The sequence below is a fragment of the Telluria sp. GW821-FHT07G12 genome, from assembly GCF_059418525.1.
Genome location: NZ_JBWKQA010000003.1, coordinates 672887 through 693259, shown reverse-complemented (window position 1 = coordinate 693259; position 20373 = coordinate 672887). Strand labels below are relative to the sequence as shown.

Genomic DNA, 20373 nt, shown 5'->3' with positions numbered 1-20373 from the left:
AAGGCCAGCCCCGGATCCGCAGCTGCCGCCGCGCGCTACCCGGGGTAGCGAATGGTGCTACCCGTGGAAGGAGCCAGCTTAGAAGTAACTGAGCCCCAGCGCCTTGCGCACCTCATCCATGGTCTGCGCCGCCACTTCGCGCGCCTTGAACGTGCCTTCCTTCAGGATCTGCATGACCTGGCCCTTGTCCTTGGCCAGCTCTTCGCGGCGCGCGCGGATCGGCGCCAGCATCTCCTGCAGGATGCCTTCCAGGCGCTTCTTGACGATGGAGTCGCCCAGGCCGCCGCGCACGTAGTGGGCCTTCATTTCGGCCAGGCCTTCCTTGTCGGTGTCGAAGGCGTCCAGGTAGAGGAAGGCGACGTTGCCTTCCAAGTGGCCGGGGTCGGACACCTTCAGGTGCAGCGGGTCGGTGTAGACCTGCTTGACGGCGGCGCGGATCTCGTCGGCGCTGGCGCCCAGGTTGATGGTGTTGCCCAGCGACTTGCTCATCTTGGCGCGGCCGTCGATGCCCGGCAGGCGGCCCACTTCGGGCACGATCGCCTTGCACTCGACCAGAATGTCCTTGCCGTTGCCGTAGGTGCGGTTGAACTTGCGGACGATCTCGTTAGCCTGCTCGATCATCGGGATCTGGTCTTCACCCACCGGCACGATGCCGGCCTTGAAGGCGGTGATGTCGGCGGCCTGGCTCGCCGGGTAGGTCAGGAAGCCGGCCGGGATGTCGCGCTCGAAGCCGCGCTGGACGATTTCCGCTTTCACGGTCGGGTTGCGCTCGAGGCGCGCGACGGTCACCAGGTTCAGGTAATAGAAGGTCAGCTCGGCCAGTTCCGGGATCTGCGACTGGATCAGGATGGTCGACTTGACCGGATCGATCCCTACGGCAAGGTAATCGAGCGCCACCTCGATCACGTTCCGGTGTACCTTACCTATGTCATCCATGTTGTCCGTGAGCGCCTGTGCGTCCGCGAGCATGATGAACTGGCGATATTGATCCTGGTAAGTGACGCGATTGCGCAGGCTGCCGACGAAGTGGCCGAGGTGCAGCGGTCCGGTAGGACGGTCGCCAGTCAGGATGACGGCGTTGTTGGCCGAAGCGGTAGTGACAGGGGTTTGCAGACTCATCGGGGATCCTTTTTATCCTTGCCCCGATCCTGCCGCGCCAACAAAAACGCCACCTTGAATCGAGGCGGCGTTTAGTGATTCACATTCAACTCTCTGGCCGCGCGCTATCAGCGGCGCCACCAGGAAACGAGAACGGAATGTGTATTCGAAAAATTCATGGATGGCATGGTTGCAGGTTGCCGCATCGCTGTCAACCGTCAATGCGCGCCGACGATCCCAGACATATGGACTGGCAGGGACCGCCATGAATTTTTTGTTGCAATAAAATTAACTAGATTGGTGAAATATGAATTCTACGAAGAGCACGAACAGCCACGATCAACATCCGCTCCAGCTCTGGGGCGGTCTCGAATGCACCGTCAACCGCGTCCGCGACGACTACTTCCACCAGCTCGACCGCAACGGCCACGCCACCCGCCCGGCCGACATCGAGCGTTTCGCCTCGCTCGGCATCCGCGCGATCCGCTATCCCATCATCTGGGAGCGCACCGCGCCGGATGGCGTCGACAAAGCCGACTGGTCCTGGCCGGACGAGCGCCTGAACGCCCTGCGCGAAGCCGGCGTCACGCCGATCGCCGGCCTGGTGCACCACGGCAGCGGCCCGCGCCATACGAGCCTGGTCGACCCGGCCTTCGCCGAACAGCTGGCGGAATACGCCGGCGCGGTGGCTGCGCGCTACCCCTGGCTGGAATACTACACCCCGGTCAACGAACCCTGCACCACCGCCCGTTTCGCCGGCCTGTACGGCGTCTGGTACCCGCACGGGCGCGACGACCGCACCTTCATCGAAGCCCTGCTGATCCAGTGCCGCGCGGTGGTGCTGTCCATGCGCGCGATCCGCGCCGTCAACCCGAACGCCAAGCTGGTGCAGACGGACGACCTCGGCAAGACCTACAGCACGCCGGAACTGGCCCACGTGGCCGAGTTCTACAATGAACGCCGCTGGCTGGCCTGGGACCTGCTGTGCGGCATGATTGGTCCCGAGCATCCGCTGTGGGGCTATCTGACCAAGACCGGCATCGCCGAAGAAGAATTCCTGTGGTTCCGCGACAACCCCTGCCCGCCCGACCTCATCGGCGTGAACTACTACGTGACCAGCGAGCGCTGGCTCGACCATCGCCCGGACCGCTACCCGCCGCATCACCGCGGCACGGCCGACGGCATCCCCTGCGCCGACATCGAAGCCTCGCGCGCGCTGGCCACGCCCACCGCCGGCATCGCGCCGCTGCTGTCCGAAGTCTGGGACCGCTACCGCATCCCGCTGGCCATCACCGAAGCCCACATCGACGCCAATCGCGAAGACCAGCTGCGCTGGCTGCTGGAGATCTGGGAAGCGGCCAAGGAATCGCGCAACAACGGCGTCGACCTGCGCGCCGTGACCGTGTGGTCGCTGCTCGGCTCCTTCGACTGGAACAGCCTCGTCACGCAGAACCGCGGCTACTACGAACCCGGCCCCTTCGACGTGCGCTCGCCCGAACCGCGCCCGACCGCGCTGGCGCGCATGATGCGCGAGCTGTCGCTAGGTGCCCCGCTGTCGCACCCGGTGCTGCGCGGCCAGGGCTGGTGGCGCCGTCCGGGCCGCTTCCTGTGCCCGCCGGTGGCGACCCCGGCCGCCCTCACCTCGATTACCGCCGACGGCCATACGCTGGTCGGCACCGGCAGCCGGCCGATCCTGATCACCGGCGCCAGCGGCACCCTGGGCCGCGCCTTCGCGCGCCTGTGCCGCAAGCGCAACCTGGCCTACCGGCTGCTGTCGCGCCAGGACATGGACATCACCGACGCCGACTCGGTCGAGAGCGCGCTGGCCCATCACCAGCCGTGGGCAGTGATCAACACCGCCGGCTACGTGCGCGTGGACGATGCCGAGAACGAGGTCGAGCGCTGCATGCGCGAAAACGCGATCGGCCCGGCCATCCTCGCCGCCGCCTGCGCCCGCCACGGTATTCATCTCACCACCTTCTCCAGCGACCTGGTGTTCGACGGCGCGCGCGATACGCCTTACGTCGAGAGCAGCGCCGTGTCGCCGCTGAACGTGTACGGGCGCAGCAAGGTGGAAGCCGAGCAGCGCGTGCTGGACAAGCATCCCGGCGCGCTGGTGGTGCGCACCTCGGCCTTCTTCGGTCCCTGGGACAAGCACAACTTCGTCACCCTCGCCCTGCAGGCCTTCGAGCGCGGCGAGCCCTTCACCGCCGCCAGCGACATGGTGGTCTCGCCGACCTATGTGCCGGACCTGGTGCACGCCTGCCTGGACCTGGCCATCGACGGCGAGGCCGGCATCTGGCACCTGTCGAATGCCGGCGGCGTCAGCTGGGCCGAGCTGGCCTTGAAGGCGGCAGAAGCAGCCGGCATCGACGCCAGCCGCCTGGAAGCGAAGCCGGCCTCGCACTGCGGCTTCGTCGCCGCGCGTCCCGGCTATACGGCGATGACGTCCGAGCGCGGCATCCTGCTGCCGGCGCTGGACAACGCCCTGGCCCGCTACCTCGAGCTGCGCAACCAGGAAGATCCGGAGATGGAGGAGCTGATCCGCGCGATGGAAACCCGCCAGCCCGTGGCCGGCGAGCAGCGCCAGATGGAAGAAGCGGCGCCGGAGGCTTTCCAGGCGCGGAGTTCCTGAGGCCGCTCGGCTAGCGGGCGTCGCCGTCGCGCGCCAGGGGCAGGCGCAGGCTGAAGCTGCTGCCCTTGCCCAGGCCTTCGCTGCGGGCGGCGAGGCTGCCGCCATGCATCTCGACCAGCCCCTTCGCAATGGACAGGCCCAGCCCGAGGCCGCCCTGGGAACGGTCGATGGTGGTCGGGCCCTGGACCAGGGAATCGAAAATCGTCGGCAAGACCTCGGCGTCGATGCCGACGCCGGTGTCATGCACTTCGATCACCGCCATGCCATCCTCGATCGTGTTACGCACGGTAATGGCGCCGCCCTCCGGCGTGTACTTGATCGCATTCACCAGCAGGTTGTCGATCACCTGTTCCAGGCGGGTGCGGTCGCCCAGCACCCAGGCCTGCACGGTCTGTACCTCCCAACGGTGGCGCTTGGCCTCGGCCATGCTGCGCGAATCGCAGCAGAATTGCAGCAGCGTGCCGATGTCGAGCTGCTCCTTGTTCAGCGTCACCTTGCCGGACATCACCCGCCGCACGTCGAGCAGGTCTTCGACCATCCGCGTCAGGTGGCGCAACTGGCGCAGCGCGATTTCCCACGCCTTGTCGCGCCTGGCTGGCGCCATGTGCGGCAGGCGGATCACGGCGACCGCGCCGCTGATCGCGGCCAGCGGATTGCGCAGCTCGTGGCTGAGCATGGAGAGGAAGTTGTCCTTCGCCTCGCTTTGCGCTTCCGCCTGCCTGCGGGCGGCGCGCTCGCTGTCCAGCAGCCGTTCGCGCTCGTGCTCCAGCGCCTCGCGCGCGGCGCTCTCACGGGACAAGGCGACGCTGGTGCGGTGCAGCTCGCCCAGCAGCACGTCCGCTTCCTTCAGCTGCGAACGCGTGACCGGCGTCACCTCGCCCCGCGCAAGCGCATGGGCGGCGAGGGTCGCATTCTCGAGCGACTTGTCGATCCGGCGCCCGAAGAACACTGCGATGCCGACCGCGCCGCCGAGCACCACCAGCAGCGCCATGGCCGCGGACCAAGCGGTCAAGCGCGATGCCGATTCGATCTCCTCGACCGGCACGCCGATCGCCACCGTCCAGCCGGTTAGCGCGGAACGCACGAAGACGTCGTAGACCTCGATGCCTTCGCGCGTCGAGTGCCGCAACAGGCCGCTCTGCTGGTGCCGCAAGGCCTCGCGCAGTTCCGGGCGCACCTGCGTGCCGACGAAACGCTCCGCATTCCAGTTGCGCGCAATCGTGATGCCATTGGCGTCGGACACCCCGACGATCCAGCCTGCCGGGATGGCGCTGCGCTGGAAGACCTTGTTGAAATATTGCGGGTCGAAGATCTGGGTGACCACGTATTTCTTCCCGGCCGACAAAGGCAGCGGCACGTTCACCGACACCACGCCGCGTTTCGAACTCGCGCCGATGAAGTAGCCGCCCACTTTGGTTTTCTGGCTGTCGTAGATCTCTGCCGCCCATTTTCCGGATTTCCTGGCGAGCGGCGTCCCATAGGGCACGAAGGTGTTCATCAGCCCGTTGCCCTCGTAATCGGCAATCAGGGTCCAGCTTAGCGGCGATTTCCTGGTGGCCGACAGCAGCCGGTGCAGGCGCCCGAAATTATCGGTCGCGATGTCCTGCGAATTCGCGATATTGTTGATGGACGATTCGGCGATGGCGATTTCGCTGTCGATCAACAGCGAGGTCGAATGCGCCACTTCCGCGATGCTGTGCAGGCGTGCTTCGCGCTCGAAGCGCAGCAGCATCGACAGGCCGAGCATGGACAGGCAGGCGACCGGGACAATGATCGCCACCAGCATCAGGAGAAGATAAGTGCGTGTCTTCATCAAATTTTCTTTTATCAAGAAGGCAACGCAGTCAAAAACTGCTGAAAATGAGCAAACTCACCATGTTAGCACTATTGCACGCCGCATGTTGCATCTCGGCCATTAGCCAGCGATATACAATGGCGCGCATTGTCTTAGTTGAAAGGCCGTAATCCGTGCAAGAGCAACACGCCTTCCCCTTTCTGCGGGAAATCCTGCTGTTCCTCAGCCTCGCCGGCATCCTGATCCCGACCCTGCAGCGCCTGCGCATCAACCAGGTGCTTGGCTTTCTGGCTGTAGGCGCCCTGTTCGGGCCCTTCGGCCTGGGCCGCCTGGCCCAGGACCAGCCCTGGCTGGCCTGGTTCACCTTCCCGAACAACGAGAACGTAGGCATGCTGGCCGAGCTCGGCGTGCTCTTCCTGATGTTCATGATCGGCCTGGAACTGTCGGCGGCGCGCCTGTGGGCCATGCGGCGCTGGGTGTTCGGGGCCGGCAGCGCGCAGGTGCTGCTGTGCGCCTTGCTGCTCGGCGGCGCCGTCTGGATGCTGCTGGGGCAGTCCATGGAAGCCTCGCTGGTGCTGGGCCTGGTGCTGTCGCTCTCCTCCACTGCCGTGGTGATGCAGCTGCTGAGCGAACGCCATACCACCGGCACCCCGCTGGGCCAGGCCGCGTTCGCGCTGCTGATGCTGCAGGACCTGGCGGTGGTGCCGATCCTGATCCTGATCGGCGCGCTCGGCGGCGGCGGCGGCAAGGACAACGTGGCGGTGATCGCCCTGCTGGCCATGGCCAAGGCGGCACTGGCCATCGCCCTCATCTACCTGATCGGTGGGCGCGTGGTCCACCCGCTGTTCCGCGCCTTCGCCCGGCACCGCCAGCCGGACGTGTTCATGGCGCTGATCCTGTTGAGCACCTTCGGCATTGCCGGCCTGTCCGCCATGGCCGGGCTGTCGATGGCGCTGGGCGCATTGATTGCCGGCCTGCTGCTGGCCGAGACCGAGTTCAAGCACGAGGTCGAGCTGATGGTCGAGCCCTTCAAGGGCCTGCTCATGGGCCTGTTCTTCATGACGGTCGGGATGGGCATGGACGCGCTGCAGATCCTCCAGGCGCCGCTGTGGCTGGCCTGCGCGGTGGCCCTGCTGGTGCTGATCAAGGCGGCCGTGATCGCGCCCGTCATGCGCATCGGCGGCCTGGCCTGGGGCCGCGCCGTCGAGGGCGCCCTGCTGCTGGGCCAGGGCGGCGAATTCGCCTTCATCGTGATCGGCTATGCCATCAGCTCGAAGCTGCTCGAGCCGAACCTGGGCGGGCGCGTGATGCTGGCGGTGGGGCTGTCGCTGTTCCTGACGCCGCTGCTGGCGCGCATCGGCCGCGGTATCGGCGAGCGTGCCGACAACCATGTGCGCGAACACGAGGCGCAGAAAATGGGCGCCGGCCTGGAGTCGTCACGCGGACGCGTGATCATTGCCGGTTTCGGGCGCGTCGGCCAGCAGCTGGCCAAGCTCCTCGACGCCCAGGGCATACCGTATATCGCCTTCGAAAACGACGCCAAGCTGGCGTCGAAAATGCACGCGATCGGCGCGCCGGTCTACTTCGGGAATGCCTCGCGCACCGAACTGCTGCGCCAGGTCCACGCCGAGGAGGCGCCGGCGATCGTCCTGACCATGGACCACCCGGCTGCGGCGCTGCACGCGGTGCGCGGCATCCGGCGCGAATTCCCCGAAGTCCGCCTGTTCGCACGCTCGCGCGACGAGGCGCATGCGCGCGCGCTGAAGCTGGCCGGCGCCAGCGTGGTGGTGCCGGAGACGCTCGAAGCCAGCCTGCAGCTTTCGGCCTTCGTGCTGGAAGCCATGGGCCTGGACGAGCGCGTGGTCGACGGCATCGTCGACCGCGAGCGCGACCTGTTCGCGCAGGCGCTCGAAGCGCCGGGTTCGCACAGCTCGAAACGCGGCGAGCCGCACGTATAATCTGCGCCGACGACAAACACCGATTGAGGACAAGATGGCAGCTGAGACGAACGCCCTGCCGGGCGCATTGAGCCACATCCGCGTGCTGGATCTTTCGCGCGTGCTGGCCGGCCCCTGGTGCTCGCAGAACCTGGCCGACCTCGGCGCCGACGTGATCAAGATCGAGCGCCCGGACAGCGGCGACGATACCCGCGCCTGGGGCCCGCCCTACGCGCCGGATGCCGAAGGCAAGCCCACCGGCGAAGCGGCCTACTATCTGTCGGCGAACCGCGGCAAGCGCTCGGTGACGGTCGATATCGCCAGCCCTGACGGCCAGGCCCTGCTGCGCGAACTGGCAAAGCATTGCGACGTCGTGCTGGAGAACTTCAAGGTCGGCCAGCTGAAGCGCTATGGCCTGGACTACGAATCGCTGAAAGCGGTCAAGCCGGACATCGTCTACTGCTCGATCACCGGCTTCGGCCAGGACGGCCCGTATGCGCACCGCGCCGGCTACGACTTCCTGATCCAGGGCATGGGCGGCCTGATGTCCGTGACCGGTGAGCGCGACGAGCTGCCGGGCGGCGGTCCGCAAAAGGCCGGCGTGGCCCTGACCGACCTGATGACCGGCATGTACGCGACCATCGCCGTGCTGGCCGCGCTGACCCACCGCGACCGCAGCGGCGAAGGCCAGTACATCGACATGTCCCTGCTCGACACCCAGGTGGCGATGCTGGCGAATGTCGGCAGCAACTACCTGAACAGCGGCAAGCGCCCCAAGCGCTGGGGCAATGCCCACGCCAACATCGTGCCCTATCAGACCTTCGCCTGCGCGGACGGCCACATCATCGTCGCCGCCGGCAACGACGGCCAGTACCAGAAGTTCGTGGAAGCCGGCGGCCGGCCCGAGCTGGCGCGCGACGAGCGTTTCGCGACCAATCCGCAGCGCGTCAAGAACCGCGATGTGCTGGTGCCGCTGCTGGCCGGGATGGTGAGCGAGCGTGGACGCGACGAGTGGATCGCGATGCTGGAGGCGGTGGGCGTGCCCTGCGGCCCGATCAACAACCTGGACGAGGTGTTCGCCAACGAGCAGGTGAAGGCGCGCGGCATCGAGATCGCCCTGCCCCATCCGACCGCCGGTGAAGTGAAACTGGTGCGCAGCCCGATGCGGATGTCGGCGACGCCTGCCACCAGTGACAAGGCGCCGCCGCTGCTCGGCCAGCATACCGAAGAGGTGCTGGCCGAGATCCTGGGCAAGAGCGGCGAGGAGATTGCCGCTCTTAAGGAGAAGAAAGTTCTTTAATCAGTGAAGCTGGTGCTTCAGGTTGGACAGCTCGGCGTGCACCTTGCTCACTGCCGACTCCAGCTGCGGTGACATCTGGGCCGACGAGCGGCTGATCCGCTTGGCTTCGTCGCCCATCGATTCCAGGTTGTCGACGGCCTGGACCATGCGCTGCTGGTCATTCGACTGCATTACTTGCTGGACCTGCTGGGATTCACGGGCCATTTTTTCGATGCAATCCTTCAGGTCATCCGGGGCGTCGCCCGACCGGCAGGCTTGCTCGGCTTCCTTGATGGTTTGCTGAATGTGGGTAAAGCGCTGCTGGATTTCGTTTGCTTGCAACATGACGTGCTCCTTGCAGTGATTGAAGACAGGAGCTGCATGGTAGCCCCGTTGACAGCCTCGCGGCGCACGGACGGCACGGATGAGCATCGAGAATATGACGAATTTGAGCATCAGACTGCTGCAAAACCCTGTTTTTAAACGAATATCTAACGAATTCGATGCTGCCATTCAGATCTCGAAGTTCGTTTGCAAAAACTTGTAGACGACCGGTCTAATTGTGTTTATGATCGAATCATGCAAAAAACGATGACAACCGAGTCCTCCGATGTCCGCGACAATATTCTCGCGGTGGGACAACGCATCATGTCGGGCAAGGGATTCTCGGCGGTGGGCCTTAACGAAATCCTGACGGCAGCCGGTGTGCCGAAGGGGTCTTTCTATTACTACTTCGCGTCCAAGGACGCGTTTGGCGTCGCCCTGCTCGAGAAATACTTCACGGACTACCTGGCCGAGCTTGACGCCACTTTGCAGCACACGGACATGACGATGGCCGAAGGCCTGGTTCGCTACTTCGACAGGTGGCGCATGAACCAGTTGCCCTCCGATTGCCATGGAAAATGTCTGGTGGTCAAACTTGGGGCGGAAGTGGCGGATCTGTCGGAGCCCATGCGCCTGGCGCTCAAGCAAGGTACTGCCGGCATCGTGGCTCGCCTGGCAAATGCGATTGAACGCGGGACGGCCGAAGGCTCTCTAAGCGTGGACGATCAGCCAGGTTCCGTTGCAGAAAGCTTGTACCAGCTCTGGCTGGGCGCCAGCGTCATGGCAAAGATCACACGCGATGCATTGCCCTTCAATGCGGCGATGCGTACAACGAAGGAACTGCTGCACCTGTCCCGCTGAGCGGGACTTTCCAAACGCTTCAAGTGGAGCGTTTTTTTTGACTTTACTTGTAGACGACTGGTCTACTAATCACACGAAGGAGTCGCACCATGAATATTCTGATCGTTCTTACCTCCCACGACACCCTCGGCACGACTGGCCGCAAGACCGGGTTCTGGCTTGAAGAGCTGGCAGCACCGTATTACGCCTTCAAGGACGCGGGTGCGACCGTCGTACTGGCTTCGCCGTCCGGCGGCCAGCCGCCGCTCGACCCGAAGAGCAATGAGCCGGCTTTCCAGACCGAACTGACGCGGCGCTTCGAAGCCGACGCCGCTGCGAATGCCCAGCTCGCCAATACCCTGCGTCTCGACAGCGTGACCCAGGAGGACTTCGATGCGGTGTTCTATCCGGGTGGCCACGGTCCGCTGTGGGACCTGGCTGAAGATGCCAACTCGATCGCTTTGATCGAATCCTTCATTGCAGCGAACAAACCTGTGGCGCTGGTGTGCCACGCCCCCGGTGTGCTGCGCCATGTGAAGGCCAGCGATGGCTCGCCGCTGGTCAAGGGCAAGCAGCTTACCGGCTTTACGAATACCGAAGAAGCCGCCGTCGAACTGACCGACATCGTGCCCTTCCTGGTGGAGGACGAGCTCAAAGCGAAGGGCGCCATCTTCAAGCGTGGCGACGACTGGGCTTCCTATGTGGTCGTCGATGGCCTCCTGATTACCGGACAGAATCCGGCTTCGTCGGCCGCCGCTGCCGGCACCCTGGTGCAAGAGCTTGCCGGTGCGGCCAACTAAGGCGAAAGGAGCCTCATCATGAGCCACGATTCTGCCCTGCCCCTGACGATCTACGATTGGTTCGACGGGCCGTATCCGGCGCGCGTGCGGATCGCAATCGCCGAGAAAAACCTGCAATCGCAAGTCCGCTTCGAGTCGGTCAATCTCTGGACAGGCGAGCACAAGGAGCCGGCTTTCCTTGCGAAAAACTACTCCGGTACTTTGCCCGTGCTCGAACTTGCGGACGGAACCTTGATCGCCGAGTGCACGGCGATCACCGAGTACCTAGACAACATGTACGGCCCGCCGACACTCACCGGCACGACGCCGCTTGAAAAAGGCGTCATACACATGATGAGCCGGCGCGCCGAGCTGGAATTGCTGGACGCGATCAGCGTGTATTTTCACCATGCCACGCCCGGGCTCGGGCCGAAGGTCGAGCTGTACCAGAATGCGGATTGGGGTTTGCGCCAGCGCGACCGGGCCGTGCGGGCGATGGCTTATTTCGATGGACTGCTGAAAACACAGCCGTATATTGCGGGCACGGCGTTTTCGATGGCCGACATCACAGTCATTGGCGCGTTCATTTTCGCCGCCATCGTCAAGCTGGAGGTGCCGGCACAATACGCTTCGCTGCACGCCTGGCACAGGCGGATGCAGGAGCGGCCGAGCGTCAAGGCATGGCAGGAGATGGTCCTGGCGACAGCGAGCACGGCAGCGCTTTGACCGAGCCGCGACATGCGCTACGATAGCTCTCGCACAAAAGGACGGGAGCAGGCTTGATCGATCGACGGGACATGTTGGTACTGGCGCTGGGCGCCATGAGCGGGGGCAGCATCGGTGCACGCGAGAGCAGGCTGCTGCCTCTGCATATCGTGACGACGCACCTGCCGCCCCTGGTCATGGCGCCCGGCGGCAAGCGCGCAGGCGCCTTGCGCGAACTCGTCGATACGCTCTGCCACCGCCTCGATCTGGCGCCGGACGTCGCCTTCATGCCCTGGCGGCGCGCCCTGTATCTGGCGACGACGATGCAGCACACCGCCATTTTCCCCCTGACCCGGCTGGCGGAGCGGGAAGCGCAGTTTCGCTGGCTGGCGCCGCTGTATGAAGAAAATTATATTTTCATGGCGCCGCAGGGCGGCGGCTTCGATGTGCAGCACCCGCAGGAAATGAGGGGAAAGCGCATCGCCTTGCTGCGCGGCGCCGCGCAGTCCGCCATCCTGGCCGAACTGGGCTTCCGGCACCTGGTGGAAGGTTCGTCCGTCGATGAAATCCACCGCTTCCTGCTGGCCGGCATGGCCGACGCCGTCTTCGGCGAGCGCGCCATCATCCACAGCTCGCTTCGCATGCGCGGCGAAGAAAAGAACTTCCGTCTCGGCCCACCGGTGCGCTCGACCAGCGCCTGGCTGGCGGGCTCACTCGATATCGGCGAGGCCGAAGCGCGGCGCTATCGCGCGGCGATGGCGGAGCTGGTCGCCGACGGCACCCAGGAAAAGATTTTCAGAAAATACGGTCTGGCCTGAAAAGCCAGGCGGCATGGTCATGGGATACTCACCCAGCCTTGGCCGGCTCCAGCGGCGCCAGCCCACGCAAGCGCAGCGCCACCGCCATCGCCGCCAGCAGCACCGCCCCCAGCATGCTGACCACCCCCGCCCAGCCCGCCCAGGCCCAGACGATGCCCGACACCCAGCCCACCACGCTGGAACCCAGGTAGTAGAAGAACAGGTACAGGGCCGACGCCAGCGCCTGGGGCGGCCGCGCACGCCGGCCGACCCAGCTGCTGCACACCGAGTGCGAGGCGAAGAAGCCGAAGGTGAACAGGCCCATGCCGGCGACGATCAGCAACACCATGTCGGACAGGGTCAGCAGCAGCCCGCCCAGCATCACCAGCATCACCATCCACAGCACGTTGCGCCGGCCCAGGCGGTCGGCCAGCTTGCCGGCCCAGACCGAGCTGAAGATGCCCAGTAGGTAGAGGATGGACAGCGCCCCCACCGCGCTCTGGCGCAGGCCGAAGGATGGGGCCAGCAGGCGGTAGCCGATGTAGTTGTACATGCTGACGAACACGCCCATCAACAGGAAGGACAGCGAGAACAGCCAGGGCAACCCGGCATCCCTCACGTGTTTTGCGGTGCCGGTGAACAGCGCGCGCCAGCCGCCCTGCCCGCCGCGGAAGTTGCGCGAGGCAGGCAGGCTGCGGTTGAATTCCCAGGCCGCGTACAGGCCCATTGCGCCCATCGCGCCGACCGCGATGCGCCAGTCGTAGAAGTCGCTGATCACGGAGGCCAGCACCCGCCCGGTCATGCCGCCGAAGGCGCTGCCGCCGATGTACAGGCCCATCGAGTGGCCCAGCGAGGGCCCGGCGATTTCTTCGCTCAGGTAGGCCATGGCCAGCGCCGGCATCCCGCCCAGCAGCAGGCCGAGCAGCGCGCGCAGCAGGAGCAGCTGGCCGTAACCCTGGGCGAAAGCCGCCAGCAGGGTCAGGACGCCACCGCAGAACATCGAGCCGGCCATCAGCGGCTTCCTGCCGTAGCGCTCGGACAGCACGCTCGAGGCCAGCAGCGAGACCGCCAGCGTGCCGGTGGCGACGGACAAAGCCAGGCTGCTTTGCGCGGGGGTCAGCTGGAAGTCGTGGGCCAGCAGCGGCATCAGCGGCTGCACGCAGTACAGGAGGGCGAAGGTGGAGAAACCGCCGAAGACCATGGCGCGGTTGATGCGCCTGAATTCGGGGCTGCCGGCGGCGATGGGGATGTGGGACATGCGGCTATCTTAGCCGTAAATGGGCTACGGGCTGTCCATACAGGCGTGGGCTCGGGGAGCCCACGTTCACAATTACGGGTATTCCGCGTCCAGCTCCGAACCGGCAAAGTTTTCCAGCTCGACGAACAGCTGCTTCATCGGCGCGGCGCCGGCGATGTCGCGCAGGATGTCGCTGTTGCGGTAGATGGCGATGCGCTCGGCGATGACCGCGTGGTGCGGCGCCGGGATGTTCTCCAGCAGCTTCGCCCAGCCGGCCTCGAAGTCCGGTTTGCGCTTGCGCACCGTCTTGACGAGGGTCTCGAACTCCTTGTGGTTGGTGCGTGCGACGATCCGCCCTGCCCCTTCGATGCCGAACACGATCGCCAGCGCGATCACGCCCTCGGCGTTCAGGTCCGGATCCTGGACCGGTCCGTCGAAGTGATGGCGCCGCAGCCACTGGGCTGCGCGCACGATCGCCTGCACCGCCTGGCGCTGCTTGAGCTGCGCCAGGTAGCGCTCGTAGCCCGACCAGGTCTCGCCCGGGTCGGCGGTGCAGATGTCGACGAACAGTTCCTTCAGGCGGCGCTGGGAATACACCGGGTCGGTGTCGTACTCGCCCACCAGGCTGTCCTCGGGCAGCGCGGACAGTTCGCGGATCAGGCGGAAGCCCTGCTGGAACACGAGTTCCGCCCCTTCCGAGATCAGGAGCGCGGCCGCGGCCTTGTCGCCGACTTCGTCGTCGGTTTCGTCTTCGAGCAGGTATTCCAGGCCCAGCGACATGCCGCCGACGGTCAGGAGCTGCGCGCGCTGGATGCCTTCGGCGGTGCGGTCGTTGGTGAACTTCTCGGCCACCATGGCGGTGATGCCGGCCAGCTCGTCGGCCACACCGGCGGCCTCCTCCGGGCTCGCGATTTGCGCCAGGTGGCGGATCGCGCGGATCAGGCGCGGCAGCTTCTCGATGACGATTGCCGGGAGCATGCTTGCAGTGGCGCCGTTCACGAGAAGATGTCCGTGCCCATGCTGCGGCGGCTGCTGCGCTTGGGCGCGCTGCGCACCGACGGCACCTGCTTGCGCAGGCGGTACAGCAGTTCGCGGGTCGTACGGTGCGGGAACTCGGACTCTTCGTCCTCGTCGTCCGGCAGCTCGACGTCGGCCAGGTCGGCGGTGTTGCGGAATTCCGGGAACAGCTCCAGCAGCGAACGCTCCCAGCCGTCTTCGCTGGCCTTGGCCAGGTCGATCGCCAGCGGCACGATGTCGCTGTCGGAGGTCGTCTGGCCGGTCACGTAGCGGCCCTTGCTGCCGATTTCGCCCGCGACTTCGAGGATCTCTTTCGGCGCCAGCGACCAGACGATCGCGAACGCGGTCGCGCCCCAGTCGGAGCTCGAGGCTTCGCTGAGCAGCTCGTGGCGGCGGTCTTCGTCGTCGGTGGCGTAGACCACGCCGTGCATGTGGTTGAACAGGTTCTCGGCGATACGCTCGGGATCGTCCTCGATCATGTCGTCCGGCCAGGTCGCGGCCAGGTAGGCCAGGCTCTCGGCCCAGGCCTTGGGCGGCACCAGCAGGGTCGCGACCGAGGTCTTGGCGCCGTCGAAGCCGGCCAGGTGCAGCGCGGTCACCTGCGGCGGCAGGGTGGACAGCACTTCGGCCACGGCATAGTCGCCGTGCTCGTCGGCGGCCTTGGACAGGGCTTCCTCGGCGTGCTGCAGGGAGCCGGCCAGCACCAGCTCATTGACTTGCCTGGTCAGCGCCGGCAGATTGGATTTGGTTTCGTCGCTCATTCGCGATCACCTCCGTCCTGGTCGAAGATCTGCATGAAGTCGTCGCCGGCCGCGGTTTCGTCCAGCTCGTCGTCGTCACCTTCGTCGCCGCGCGCCAGCTGGTCGAGCGACTGGTCGTCGTCTTCCCAGCGCGCCTGGTTCTTGTACAGGAAGGCGGTAACGATGGCCTGGCGCGCCAGCTCCGGATGGTTTTCGCAGATGGCGGCGTACATGGCCTTGCCTTCATCGTCGCCGTCGCAGTTGGCCATGCCGAAGACTTTGGATGGGTCGTCGCTTTCATAGTCGATGGCTTCGCGGACCAGGCCTTTCGGGTCCGTGAAGCGGATGCGGTCGACCAGGGCGAAGGCCATCATGTTGACATCGTCGAGGCCGTCGCCGTTGCCGTACTCCGACACCAGGGCCTGCACCATCATGTCGTAGTTCTTGCGGTTGGGCGGATCGCCGAGCGTGCCTTCGATCTGGCCTTCCAGTTCGCGCGACTGGAAAGCGAATTCCGGATGTACTTTTTTCATGGTTGCTTCAATCTCTGTCTGTTAATGCCGCACTCTGGGCGGGAGGTTCACGCCGGCAGCTCATTGCGGCAAATTTACGCCATTCAGCGCGAAGACCGAGCGCCACAATTCGAAGGCCTCGCCTTCGGCATCGAGGACGATACGGTGGTTGACGCTCTGGTTATATTCGGCGCGTTTGGCCGGGTCGGACAGCACTTCATAGGCCTTGGTGACGGCCTTGAAGCGCGCCTCCGCACCCGGCGCCTGGTTGCGGTCCGGGTGGTAGCGCATCGCGAGCGAACGGTAGACTTTCTTGATTTCGTCATCCGTCGCATTCGGCGCGACGCCGAGGATCGCGTATAAATTTTCCACTTGGAAGTCTCCGGCAGGTGCCCGAAAAAAACAATAATCCGCGATTATGCTATAGAAAACGCTATCTTGACAGGCGGGCCAGCTTTGCCGGCTGCGGCAGCGGCAGGGCTAGGTGCCGGCCGGCGGCGTCGCGGCTCAGCGCGAACGGCAGCCCTGCCAGGGCCAGCAGATAAGCGGTGACGAGGTCGCGGTGGGTGGCAGGCGTGTGCATGGTTGGCCTTGTGGTGGGAGACAATATCCCCAAGTATGCCCAGAGGCCTCCCTTGCAAACCGTGCGCTTGACCACATAGCTACGGTAAAATGCCTGTCATCTAACCCATCCAGACACGTTTTCAATGAGCATTGATAAGAACTCCGCGGCGGCGGCTGCGCCCGCGCCGTCGTCGAATTTTGTTCGCGCGATCGTCGAATCCGACCTCGCGGCAGGCACCCACAAGCGTGAAGGCATGCCTTCGGTCATCACCCGCTTCCCGCCGGAGCCGAACGGCTACCTGCACGTGGGCCACGCAAAATCGATCTGCCTGAACTTCGGCCTGGCGCGCGACTACCAGGGCCGCTGCAACCTGCGCTTCGACGACACCAATCCGGAGAAGGAAGACCAGGAATACGTCGACACCATCAAGGACAGCGTCAAGTGGCTGGGCTTTTCTTGGGAGCAAGGCGGTCAGGAACACCTGCACTACGCCAGCGACTACTTCGACAAGCTGTACGAGATGGCCGAGTACCTGATCAAGGAAGGCAAGGCCTACGTGGACAGCCAGAGCGCCGAGGACATGTCGCGCAACCGCGGCAACTTCGGCACGCCGGGCACCAACTCGCCCTTCCGCAACCGCCCGGTCGAGGAATCGCTGCAGATCTTCCGCGACATGAAGGCCGGCAAGTACAAGGACGGCGAGCACATCCTGCGCGCCAAGATGAGCGAAGACGCGATGGCCTCGCCCATCATGACCAACCGCGATCCGGCCCTGTACCGCATCCGCCACGCGCATCACCACCGTACCGGCGACAAGTGGTGCATCTACCCGATGTACGACTACACGCACCCGATCTCGGATGCGCTGGAGAACATCACCCACTCGCTGTGCACGCTCGAGTTCCAGGACCACCGCCCCTTCTACGATTGGCTGGTCGAGACCCTGGCCGACGGCGGCTTCTTCCAGCGCCCGGTGCCGCGCCAGTACGAATTCTCGCGCCTGAATCTGACCTATGTGGTGATGTCCAAGCGCAAGCTTCGCGCGCTGGTGGACGACAAGATCGTCACCGGCTGGGACGACCCGCGCATGCCGACCATTGTCGGCCTGCGCCGCCGCGGCTACACGCCGGAATCGATCCAGCTGTTCGCCGAGCGCATCGGCGTGTCGAAAGCCGACGGCTGGATCGACATGAGCACGCTGGAAGGCGCGCTGCGCGACGACCTCGACCCGAAGGCGCCGCGCGCGATTGCCGTGCTGCGTCCGCTGAAGCTCATCGTCGACAACTTCCCGGAAGGTGAAGTCGTCGAGTGCAGCGCCCCGGTCCACCCGCACCATCCGGAGATGGGCCAGCGCGCCTTCCCGTTCACGAAAGAGCTGTGGATCGAGCAGGAAGACTTCATGGAAGTCCCGACCAAGGGCTACCACCGCTTCACCCCGCCGACAGCGGACAAGCCGGGTGCGCGCGTCCGCCTGAAGTACGGCTTCGTGGTCGAGTGCACGGGCTTCGACAAGGATGCGGACGGTAATGTAACCGCGGTCCACGTGAACTATTTCGAGGATTCGAAATCGGGCACACCGGGCGCCGACAACTACAAGGTCAAGGGCAACATCACCTGGGTCAGCGCCTCGCACGCGCTCGAGGCTGAAGTGCGCCTGTACGACCGCCTGTTCCTGGATCCGAACCCGGACGCAGGCGGCAAGGACTTCAAGGAAGTGCTGAACCCGAACGCGCTGGAAACCGTCACCGCCTACCTGGAGCCGGGCCTGAAATCTGCCGAACCGGAGCAGCGCTTCCAGTTCGAGCGCCATGGCTACTTCGTGGCGGACAGTGTCGATTCGCAGCCGGGCAAGCCGGTGTTCAACCGCGTGACCACGCTGAAGGACAGCTGGGGCAAGTAAGCCTGCCGCCAGCTTGCTTGAGACCTTCGACGAAGCCCGGTTTGCGAACCGGGCTTTTTTCATCGCGGCCGTATGCGGAAACGCAAACCCGAATTTGAACACCAAGACACAAAGTTGACGAAAATCAACTAGCCCGCCAGTGTGCGAAAGGATTTACAACCCTCCAAACTGATAGGCTGGCAAGCGCCCCTGAATTCCGTAATTTTAGGAAACGCGGTCTACGGCAGTGCTTGCCGGGACGTTGCCAGGGAGTCTAGTCATGAGGGTACTGGGAGACAGGTTCTCGGTCACCAAGTTTTCGTTCTGGAGCGGGATACTGCTGTCTTCGTTGATAGGCGGCCTGCTGTACGAGGTCACCCAGCGTTCGATCGAAAGCGACGCCGAGGAACGCTTCGCCAACCACGCCAGGCAAGCCCAGGGCATCATCAGCGTGCGCCTCAAGTCGTACAGCGACCTCCTGCGCAACGCGGGCAGCATGCTGGGAAGCGCCGACAATGTCGACTACCGCCAGTTCCACGACTATGTGCAGCGGCTGCACCTGGACAGCCATTATCCGGCGGTCGAGACCCTCAACTATGGCGTCTACATCAGCGAGGCCCAGCGCCCCGCTTTCGAAGCCAGGCTGACCAAGGTGATGAGCGACCTGATGGGCCGTCCGATGCAGGGCCTCATCAAGCCGCCAGGCATACGCGGGCACTACCTGGCGACGCTGTTCATCGAACCCGTGCCGTCGACGACGGAGCACTACGGGATCGACCTGATGGCCAACCAGTGGGTGGCCGGGCAGATCCTGGCCTCGCGCGACTCCGGCCGGATGCAGGCGTCGGGCACGCCGATTGCCGCACTGTCGGGCCCGAACAATATCTTCCTGGGCATCCGCATGCCGATCTACCGGCATGGCGCGCCGCTCGACACGCTGGAGCAGCGCCGGGCCTACTACCAGGGCTCGATCGGCATCGCCTTCAGCGTGCCCAAACTGCTGCAGGGCGTGCTCGACGAAACGCCGGTGCCCGGCATGCGAATGACCCTGTTCGACACCGGTCCCCGCGCCGACGCCACGAAGGACGCGGCGCGCTCCAGTCCCCGGATCCTGTTCGACAGCAAGGGGAGCCATGGCAATCCGACGCCCCCGCTCGACAACGACGATGACGCCTTCTCCATCACCCTGCCGCTGGACTTCATCGGCCGGCCCTGGAAGACCACCTACAGCGTACGCAAGTCGGCCTTGTACACCGGGCTCGATACCTACTCGCCGAAGTTCATGATGGGCTTCGGCTTCATTGGCTCGGTCTTGCTGTACGCGCTGCTGTACACGCTGGCGTCGTCGCGGCGGGCGGCATTGAGCATCGCACAGGAAATGACCAGGGAACTCAGGGAGAGCCAGCACAAGCTGCAGTTGTCGCACCATAAGCTGCGGCGCCTGGCCGATCACGCGTACCAGATCAAGGAACTCGAACGCAAGCGGATCGCCCGTGAAATCCACGACGACCTGGGCCAGAACCTGCTCGCGCTACGGATCGAGGCCGAGATGCTCGCCGAGCGTACCAAAGCCAGACACCCGCACCTGCACAAGCGCGCCTACACGACCCTCCAGCAGATCGATACCACGATCAAGAGCGTACGCCAGATCATCAACGATTTGCGCCCGACCGTGCTGGACCTCGGCTTGTCCGCCGCAGTCGAATGGCAGGTCAAGCAGTTCGAGCGGCGCACGGGCATCGCCTGCTCCCTGCGCGACGACCACCAGGAAATCGCACTCAGCGACCACTGCGCGACGGCAGTCTTCCGCATCCTCCAGGAATCGCTGACGAATATCGTGCGGCATGCGCACGCCACCGAGGTCACGGTCGATCTGAAAGTGCAGGACAACCTGTTGACCCTGAAGATATACGACAACGGCTGCGGCCTGCCGCCCGGCGGGCGCAACAAACACGGCTCGTTCGGCCTGGTCGGGATCGAGGAACGTGTCCACATTCTTGGTGGCAGTTGCACCATCTACAGCGGTGCGGAAGGCGGTACGGTGGTCCACGTTTCGGTACCGGTCAACCATGTACAGGACACGGCAGCGGTGCCCCTGGAGGATCCAATGCCAAGCCCAATTGTTGTCTAACCGGACTTTTACTGCAGTTAGTCAATAAGAATATTCTGGTTGCACGCTTTCAAAACTATTCTTTTGTCTGTAGGTCAGTTTCGCAACGTTTAGGAATCATCTC

Annotated in this window: 19 protein-coding genes; 9 read left to right on the top strand and 10 right to left on the bottom strand. The window is 64.6% G+C overall.

All coding sequences use genetic code 11. The features are described 5' to 3' along the window. Positions 1-78: 78 nt before the first annotated feature. Together trpS and AC07PE_RS15595 are read right to left on the bottom strand one after the other, a co-directional pair. The gene (gene trpS, locus AC07PE_RS15600; protein WP_498765974.1) at positions 79-1119 is read right to left on the bottom strand and encodes a tryptophan--tRNA ligase; all 1041 of its coding nucleotides are present in this window, start codon (positions 1117-1119) and stop codon (positions 79-81) included. A 12-nt stretch (positions 1120-1131) separates the two neighbouring features. Beyond that, positions 1132-1365 carry a hypothetical protein gene (locus AC07PE_RS15595; protein ID WP_498765972.1) on the bottom strand — a complete coding sequence of 78 codons (234 nt, stop codon included), beginning with the start codon at positions 1363-1365 and terminating at the stop codon, positions 1132-1134. 40 nt (positions 1366-1405) lie between these two features. Between AC07PE_RS15595 and AC07PE_RS15590 the strand changes: the two genes are divergently transcribed. Beyond that, the gene (locus AC07PE_RS15590; RefSeq protein ID WP_498765970.1) at positions 1406-3733 is read left to right on the top strand and encodes a family 1 glycosylhydrolase; all 2328 of its coding nucleotides are present in this window, start codon (positions 1406-1408) and stop codon (positions 3731-3733) included. A gap of 10 nt (positions 3734-3743) precedes the next feature. On the opposite strand, the gene AC07PE_RS15585 is transcribed toward AC07PE_RS15590, so the two are convergent. Then, on the bottom strand, positions 3744-5546 hold the full coding sequence (locus AC07PE_RS15585; RefSeq protein WP_498765968.1) for an ATP-binding protein: 1803 nt from the start codon (positions 5544-5546) through the stop codon (positions 3744-3746). A 155-nt stretch (positions 5547-5701) separates the two neighbouring features. On the opposite strand from AC07PE_RS15585, the gene AC07PE_RS15580 reads away from it, so the two are divergent. Then, entirely contained in the window at positions 5702-7486 is a 1785-nt protein-coding gene (locus AC07PE_RS15580; RefSeq protein ID WP_498765966.1) for a cation:proton antiporter domain-containing protein, read from the top strand. 34 nt (positions 7487-7520) lie between these two features. Next, positions 7521-8765 carry a CaiB/BaiF CoA transferase family protein gene (locus AC07PE_RS15575; RefSeq protein ID WP_498765964.1) on the top strand — a complete coding sequence of 415 codons (1245 nt, stop codon included), beginning with the start codon at positions 7521-7523 and terminating at the stop codon, positions 8763-8765. On the opposite strand, the gene AC07PE_RS15570 is transcribed toward AC07PE_RS15575, so the two are convergent. Beyond that, positions 8766-9089, bottom strand: a complete 324-nt coding sequence (locus tag AC07PE_RS15570; RefSeq protein ID WP_498765962.1) for a hypothetical protein — start codon at positions 9087-9089, stop codon at positions 8766-8768. A gap of 234 nt (positions 9090-9323) precedes the next feature. On the opposite strand from AC07PE_RS15570, the gene AC07PE_RS15565 reads away from it, so the two are divergent. From AC07PE_RS15565 to AC07PE_RS15550, 4 genes are all read left to right on the top strand, one after another. Then, positions 9324-9929: a TetR/AcrR family transcriptional regulator gene (locus AC07PE_RS15565; protein WP_498765960.1), complete on the top strand. Its 606-nt coding sequence runs from the start codon at positions 9324-9326 to the stop codon at positions 9927-9929. Positions 9930-10018: 89 nt separating this feature from the next. Then, a complete protein-coding gene (locus AC07PE_RS15560; RefSeq protein WP_498765958.1) occupies positions 10019-10708 on the top strand; it encodes a type 1 glutamine amidotransferase domain-containing protein in 690 nt (229 codons plus the stop codon). Positions 10709-10726: 18 nt separating this feature from the next. Next, the gene (locus AC07PE_RS15555; protein ID WP_498765956.1) at positions 10727-11413 is read left to right on the top strand and encodes a glutathione S-transferase; all 687 of its coding nucleotides are present in this window, start codon (positions 10727-10729) and stop codon (positions 11411-11413) included. Between the two features lie 53 nt (positions 11414-11466). Then, a complete protein-coding gene (locus AC07PE_RS15550; protein WP_498765954.1) occupies positions 11467-12210 on the top strand; it encodes a substrate-binding periplasmic protein in 744 nt (247 codons plus the stop codon). 28 nt (positions 12211-12238) lie between these two features. Here AC07PE_RS15550 and AC07PE_RS15545 read toward each other — a convergent pair whose 3' ends face one another. The 6 genes from AC07PE_RS15545 to AC07PE_RS15520 form a co-directional block, all read right to left on the bottom strand. Continuing rightward, positions 12239-13447, bottom strand: coding sequence for an MFS transporter (locus AC07PE_RS15545; protein ID WP_498765952.1), 1209 nt, complete (start codon positions 13445-13447; stop codon positions 12239-12241). Positions 13448-13519: 72 nt separating this feature from the next. Further along, positions 13520-14404, bottom strand: a complete 885-nt coding sequence (locus AC07PE_RS15540) for a hypothetical protein (RefSeq protein ID WP_498765950.1) — start codon at positions 14402-14404, stop codon at positions 13520-13522. A gap of 17 nt (positions 14405-14421) precedes the next feature. Beyond that, positions 14422-15204 (bottom strand): hypothetical protein, encoded by a 783-nt coding sequence (locus AC07PE_RS15535; RefSeq protein WP_498765948.1) that lies wholly within the window; start codon positions 15202-15204, stop codon positions 14422-14424. Next, positions 15201-15716 carry a hypothetical protein gene (locus AC07PE_RS15530; protein ID WP_498765946.1) on the bottom strand — a complete coding sequence of 172 codons (516 nt, stop codon included), beginning with the start codon at positions 15714-15716 and terminating at the stop codon, positions 15201-15203. The genes AC07PE_RS15535 and AC07PE_RS15530 overlap by 4 nt, the downstream gene beginning before the upstream one ends. Before the next feature lie 60 nt (positions 15717-15776). Continuing rightward, positions 15777-16067, bottom strand: a complete 291-nt coding sequence (locus AC07PE_RS15525; protein WP_498765944.1) for a DnaJ domain-containing protein — start codon at positions 16065-16067, stop codon at positions 15777-15779. A gap of 61 nt (positions 16068-16128) precedes the next feature. Beyond that, positions 16129-16278, bottom strand: a complete 150-nt coding sequence (locus AC07PE_RS15520) for a hypothetical protein (RefSeq protein WP_498765942.1) — start codon at positions 16276-16278, stop codon at positions 16129-16131. 124 nt (positions 16279-16402) lie between these two features. On the opposite strand from AC07PE_RS15520, the gene AC07PE_RS15515 reads away from it, so the two are divergent. Together AC07PE_RS15515 and AC07PE_RS15510 are read left to right on the top strand one after the other, a co-directional pair. Continuing rightward, positions 16403-18160, top strand: coding sequence for a glutamine--tRNA ligase/YqeY domain fusion protein (locus tag AC07PE_RS15515; RefSeq protein WP_498765940.1), 1758 nt, complete (start codon positions 16403-16405; stop codon positions 18158-18160). Between the two features lie 259 nt (positions 18161-18419). Then, on the top strand, positions 18420-20270 hold the full coding sequence (locus AC07PE_RS15510; protein WP_498765938.1) for a sensor histidine kinase: 1851 nt from the start codon (positions 18420-18422) through the stop codon (positions 20268-20270). Positions 20271-20373 lie beyond the last annotated feature (103 nt).

Coding starts and splice junctions, on each gene's coding strand:
- trpS (WP_498765974.1), bottom strand. CDS start 1,119: ATGAGTCTGCAAACCCCTGTCACTACCGCTTCGGCCAACAACGCCGTC.
- AC07PE_RS15555 (WP_498765956.1), top strand. CDS start 10,727: ATGAGCCACGATTCTGCCCTGCCCCTGACGATCTACGATTGGTTCGAC.
- AC07PE_RS15570 (WP_498765962.1), bottom strand. CDS start 9,089: ATGTTGCAAGCAAACGAAATCCAGCAGCGCTTTACCCACATTCAGCAA.
- AC07PE_RS15585 (WP_498765968.1), bottom strand. CDS start 5,546: ATGAAGACACGCACTTATCTTCTCCTGATGCTGGTGGCGATCATTGTC.
- AC07PE_RS15575 (WP_498765964.1), top strand. CDS start 7,521: ATGGCAGCTGAGACGAACGCCCTGCCGGGCGCATTGAGCCACATCCGC.
- AC07PE_RS15560 (WP_498765958.1), top strand. CDS start 10,019: ATGAATATTCTGATCGTTCTTACCTCCCACGACACCCTCGGCACGACT.
- AC07PE_RS15530 (WP_498765946.1), bottom strand. CDS start 15,716: ATGAAAAAAGTACATCCGGAATTCGCTTTCCAGTCGCGCGAACTGGAA.
- AC07PE_RS15540 (WP_498765950.1), bottom strand. CDS start 14,404: ATGCTCCCGGCAATCGTCATCGAGAAGCTGCCGCGCCTGATCCGCGCG.
- AC07PE_RS15515 (WP_498765940.1), top strand. CDS start 16,403: ATGAGCATTGATAAGAACTCCGCGGCGGCGGCTGCGCCCGCGCCGTCG.
- AC07PE_RS15510 (WP_498765938.1), top strand. CDS start 18,420: ATGAGGGTACTGGGAGACAGGTTCTCGGTCACCAAGTTTTCGTTCTGG.
- AC07PE_RS15565 (WP_498765960.1), top strand. CDS start 9,324: ATGCAAAAAACGATGACAACCGAGTCCTCCGATGTCCGCGACAATATT.
- AC07PE_RS15590 (WP_498765970.1), top strand. CDS start 1,406: ATGAATTCTACGAAGAGCACGAACAGCCACGATCAACATCCGCTCCAG.
- AC07PE_RS15535 (WP_498765948.1), bottom strand. CDS start 15,204: ATGAGCGACGAAACCAAATCCAATCTGCCGGCGCTGACCAGGCAAGTC.
- AC07PE_RS15595 (WP_498765972.1), bottom strand. CDS start 1,365: ATGGCGGTCCCTGCCAGTCCATATGTCTGGGATCGTCGGCGCGCATTG.
- AC07PE_RS15545 (WP_498765952.1), bottom strand. CDS start 13,447: ATGTCCCACATCCCCATCGCCGCCGGCAGCCCCGAATTCAGGCGCATC.
- AC07PE_RS15520 (WP_498765942.1), bottom strand. CDS start 16,278: ATGCACACGCCTGCCACCCACCGCGACCTCGTCACCGCTTATCTGCTG.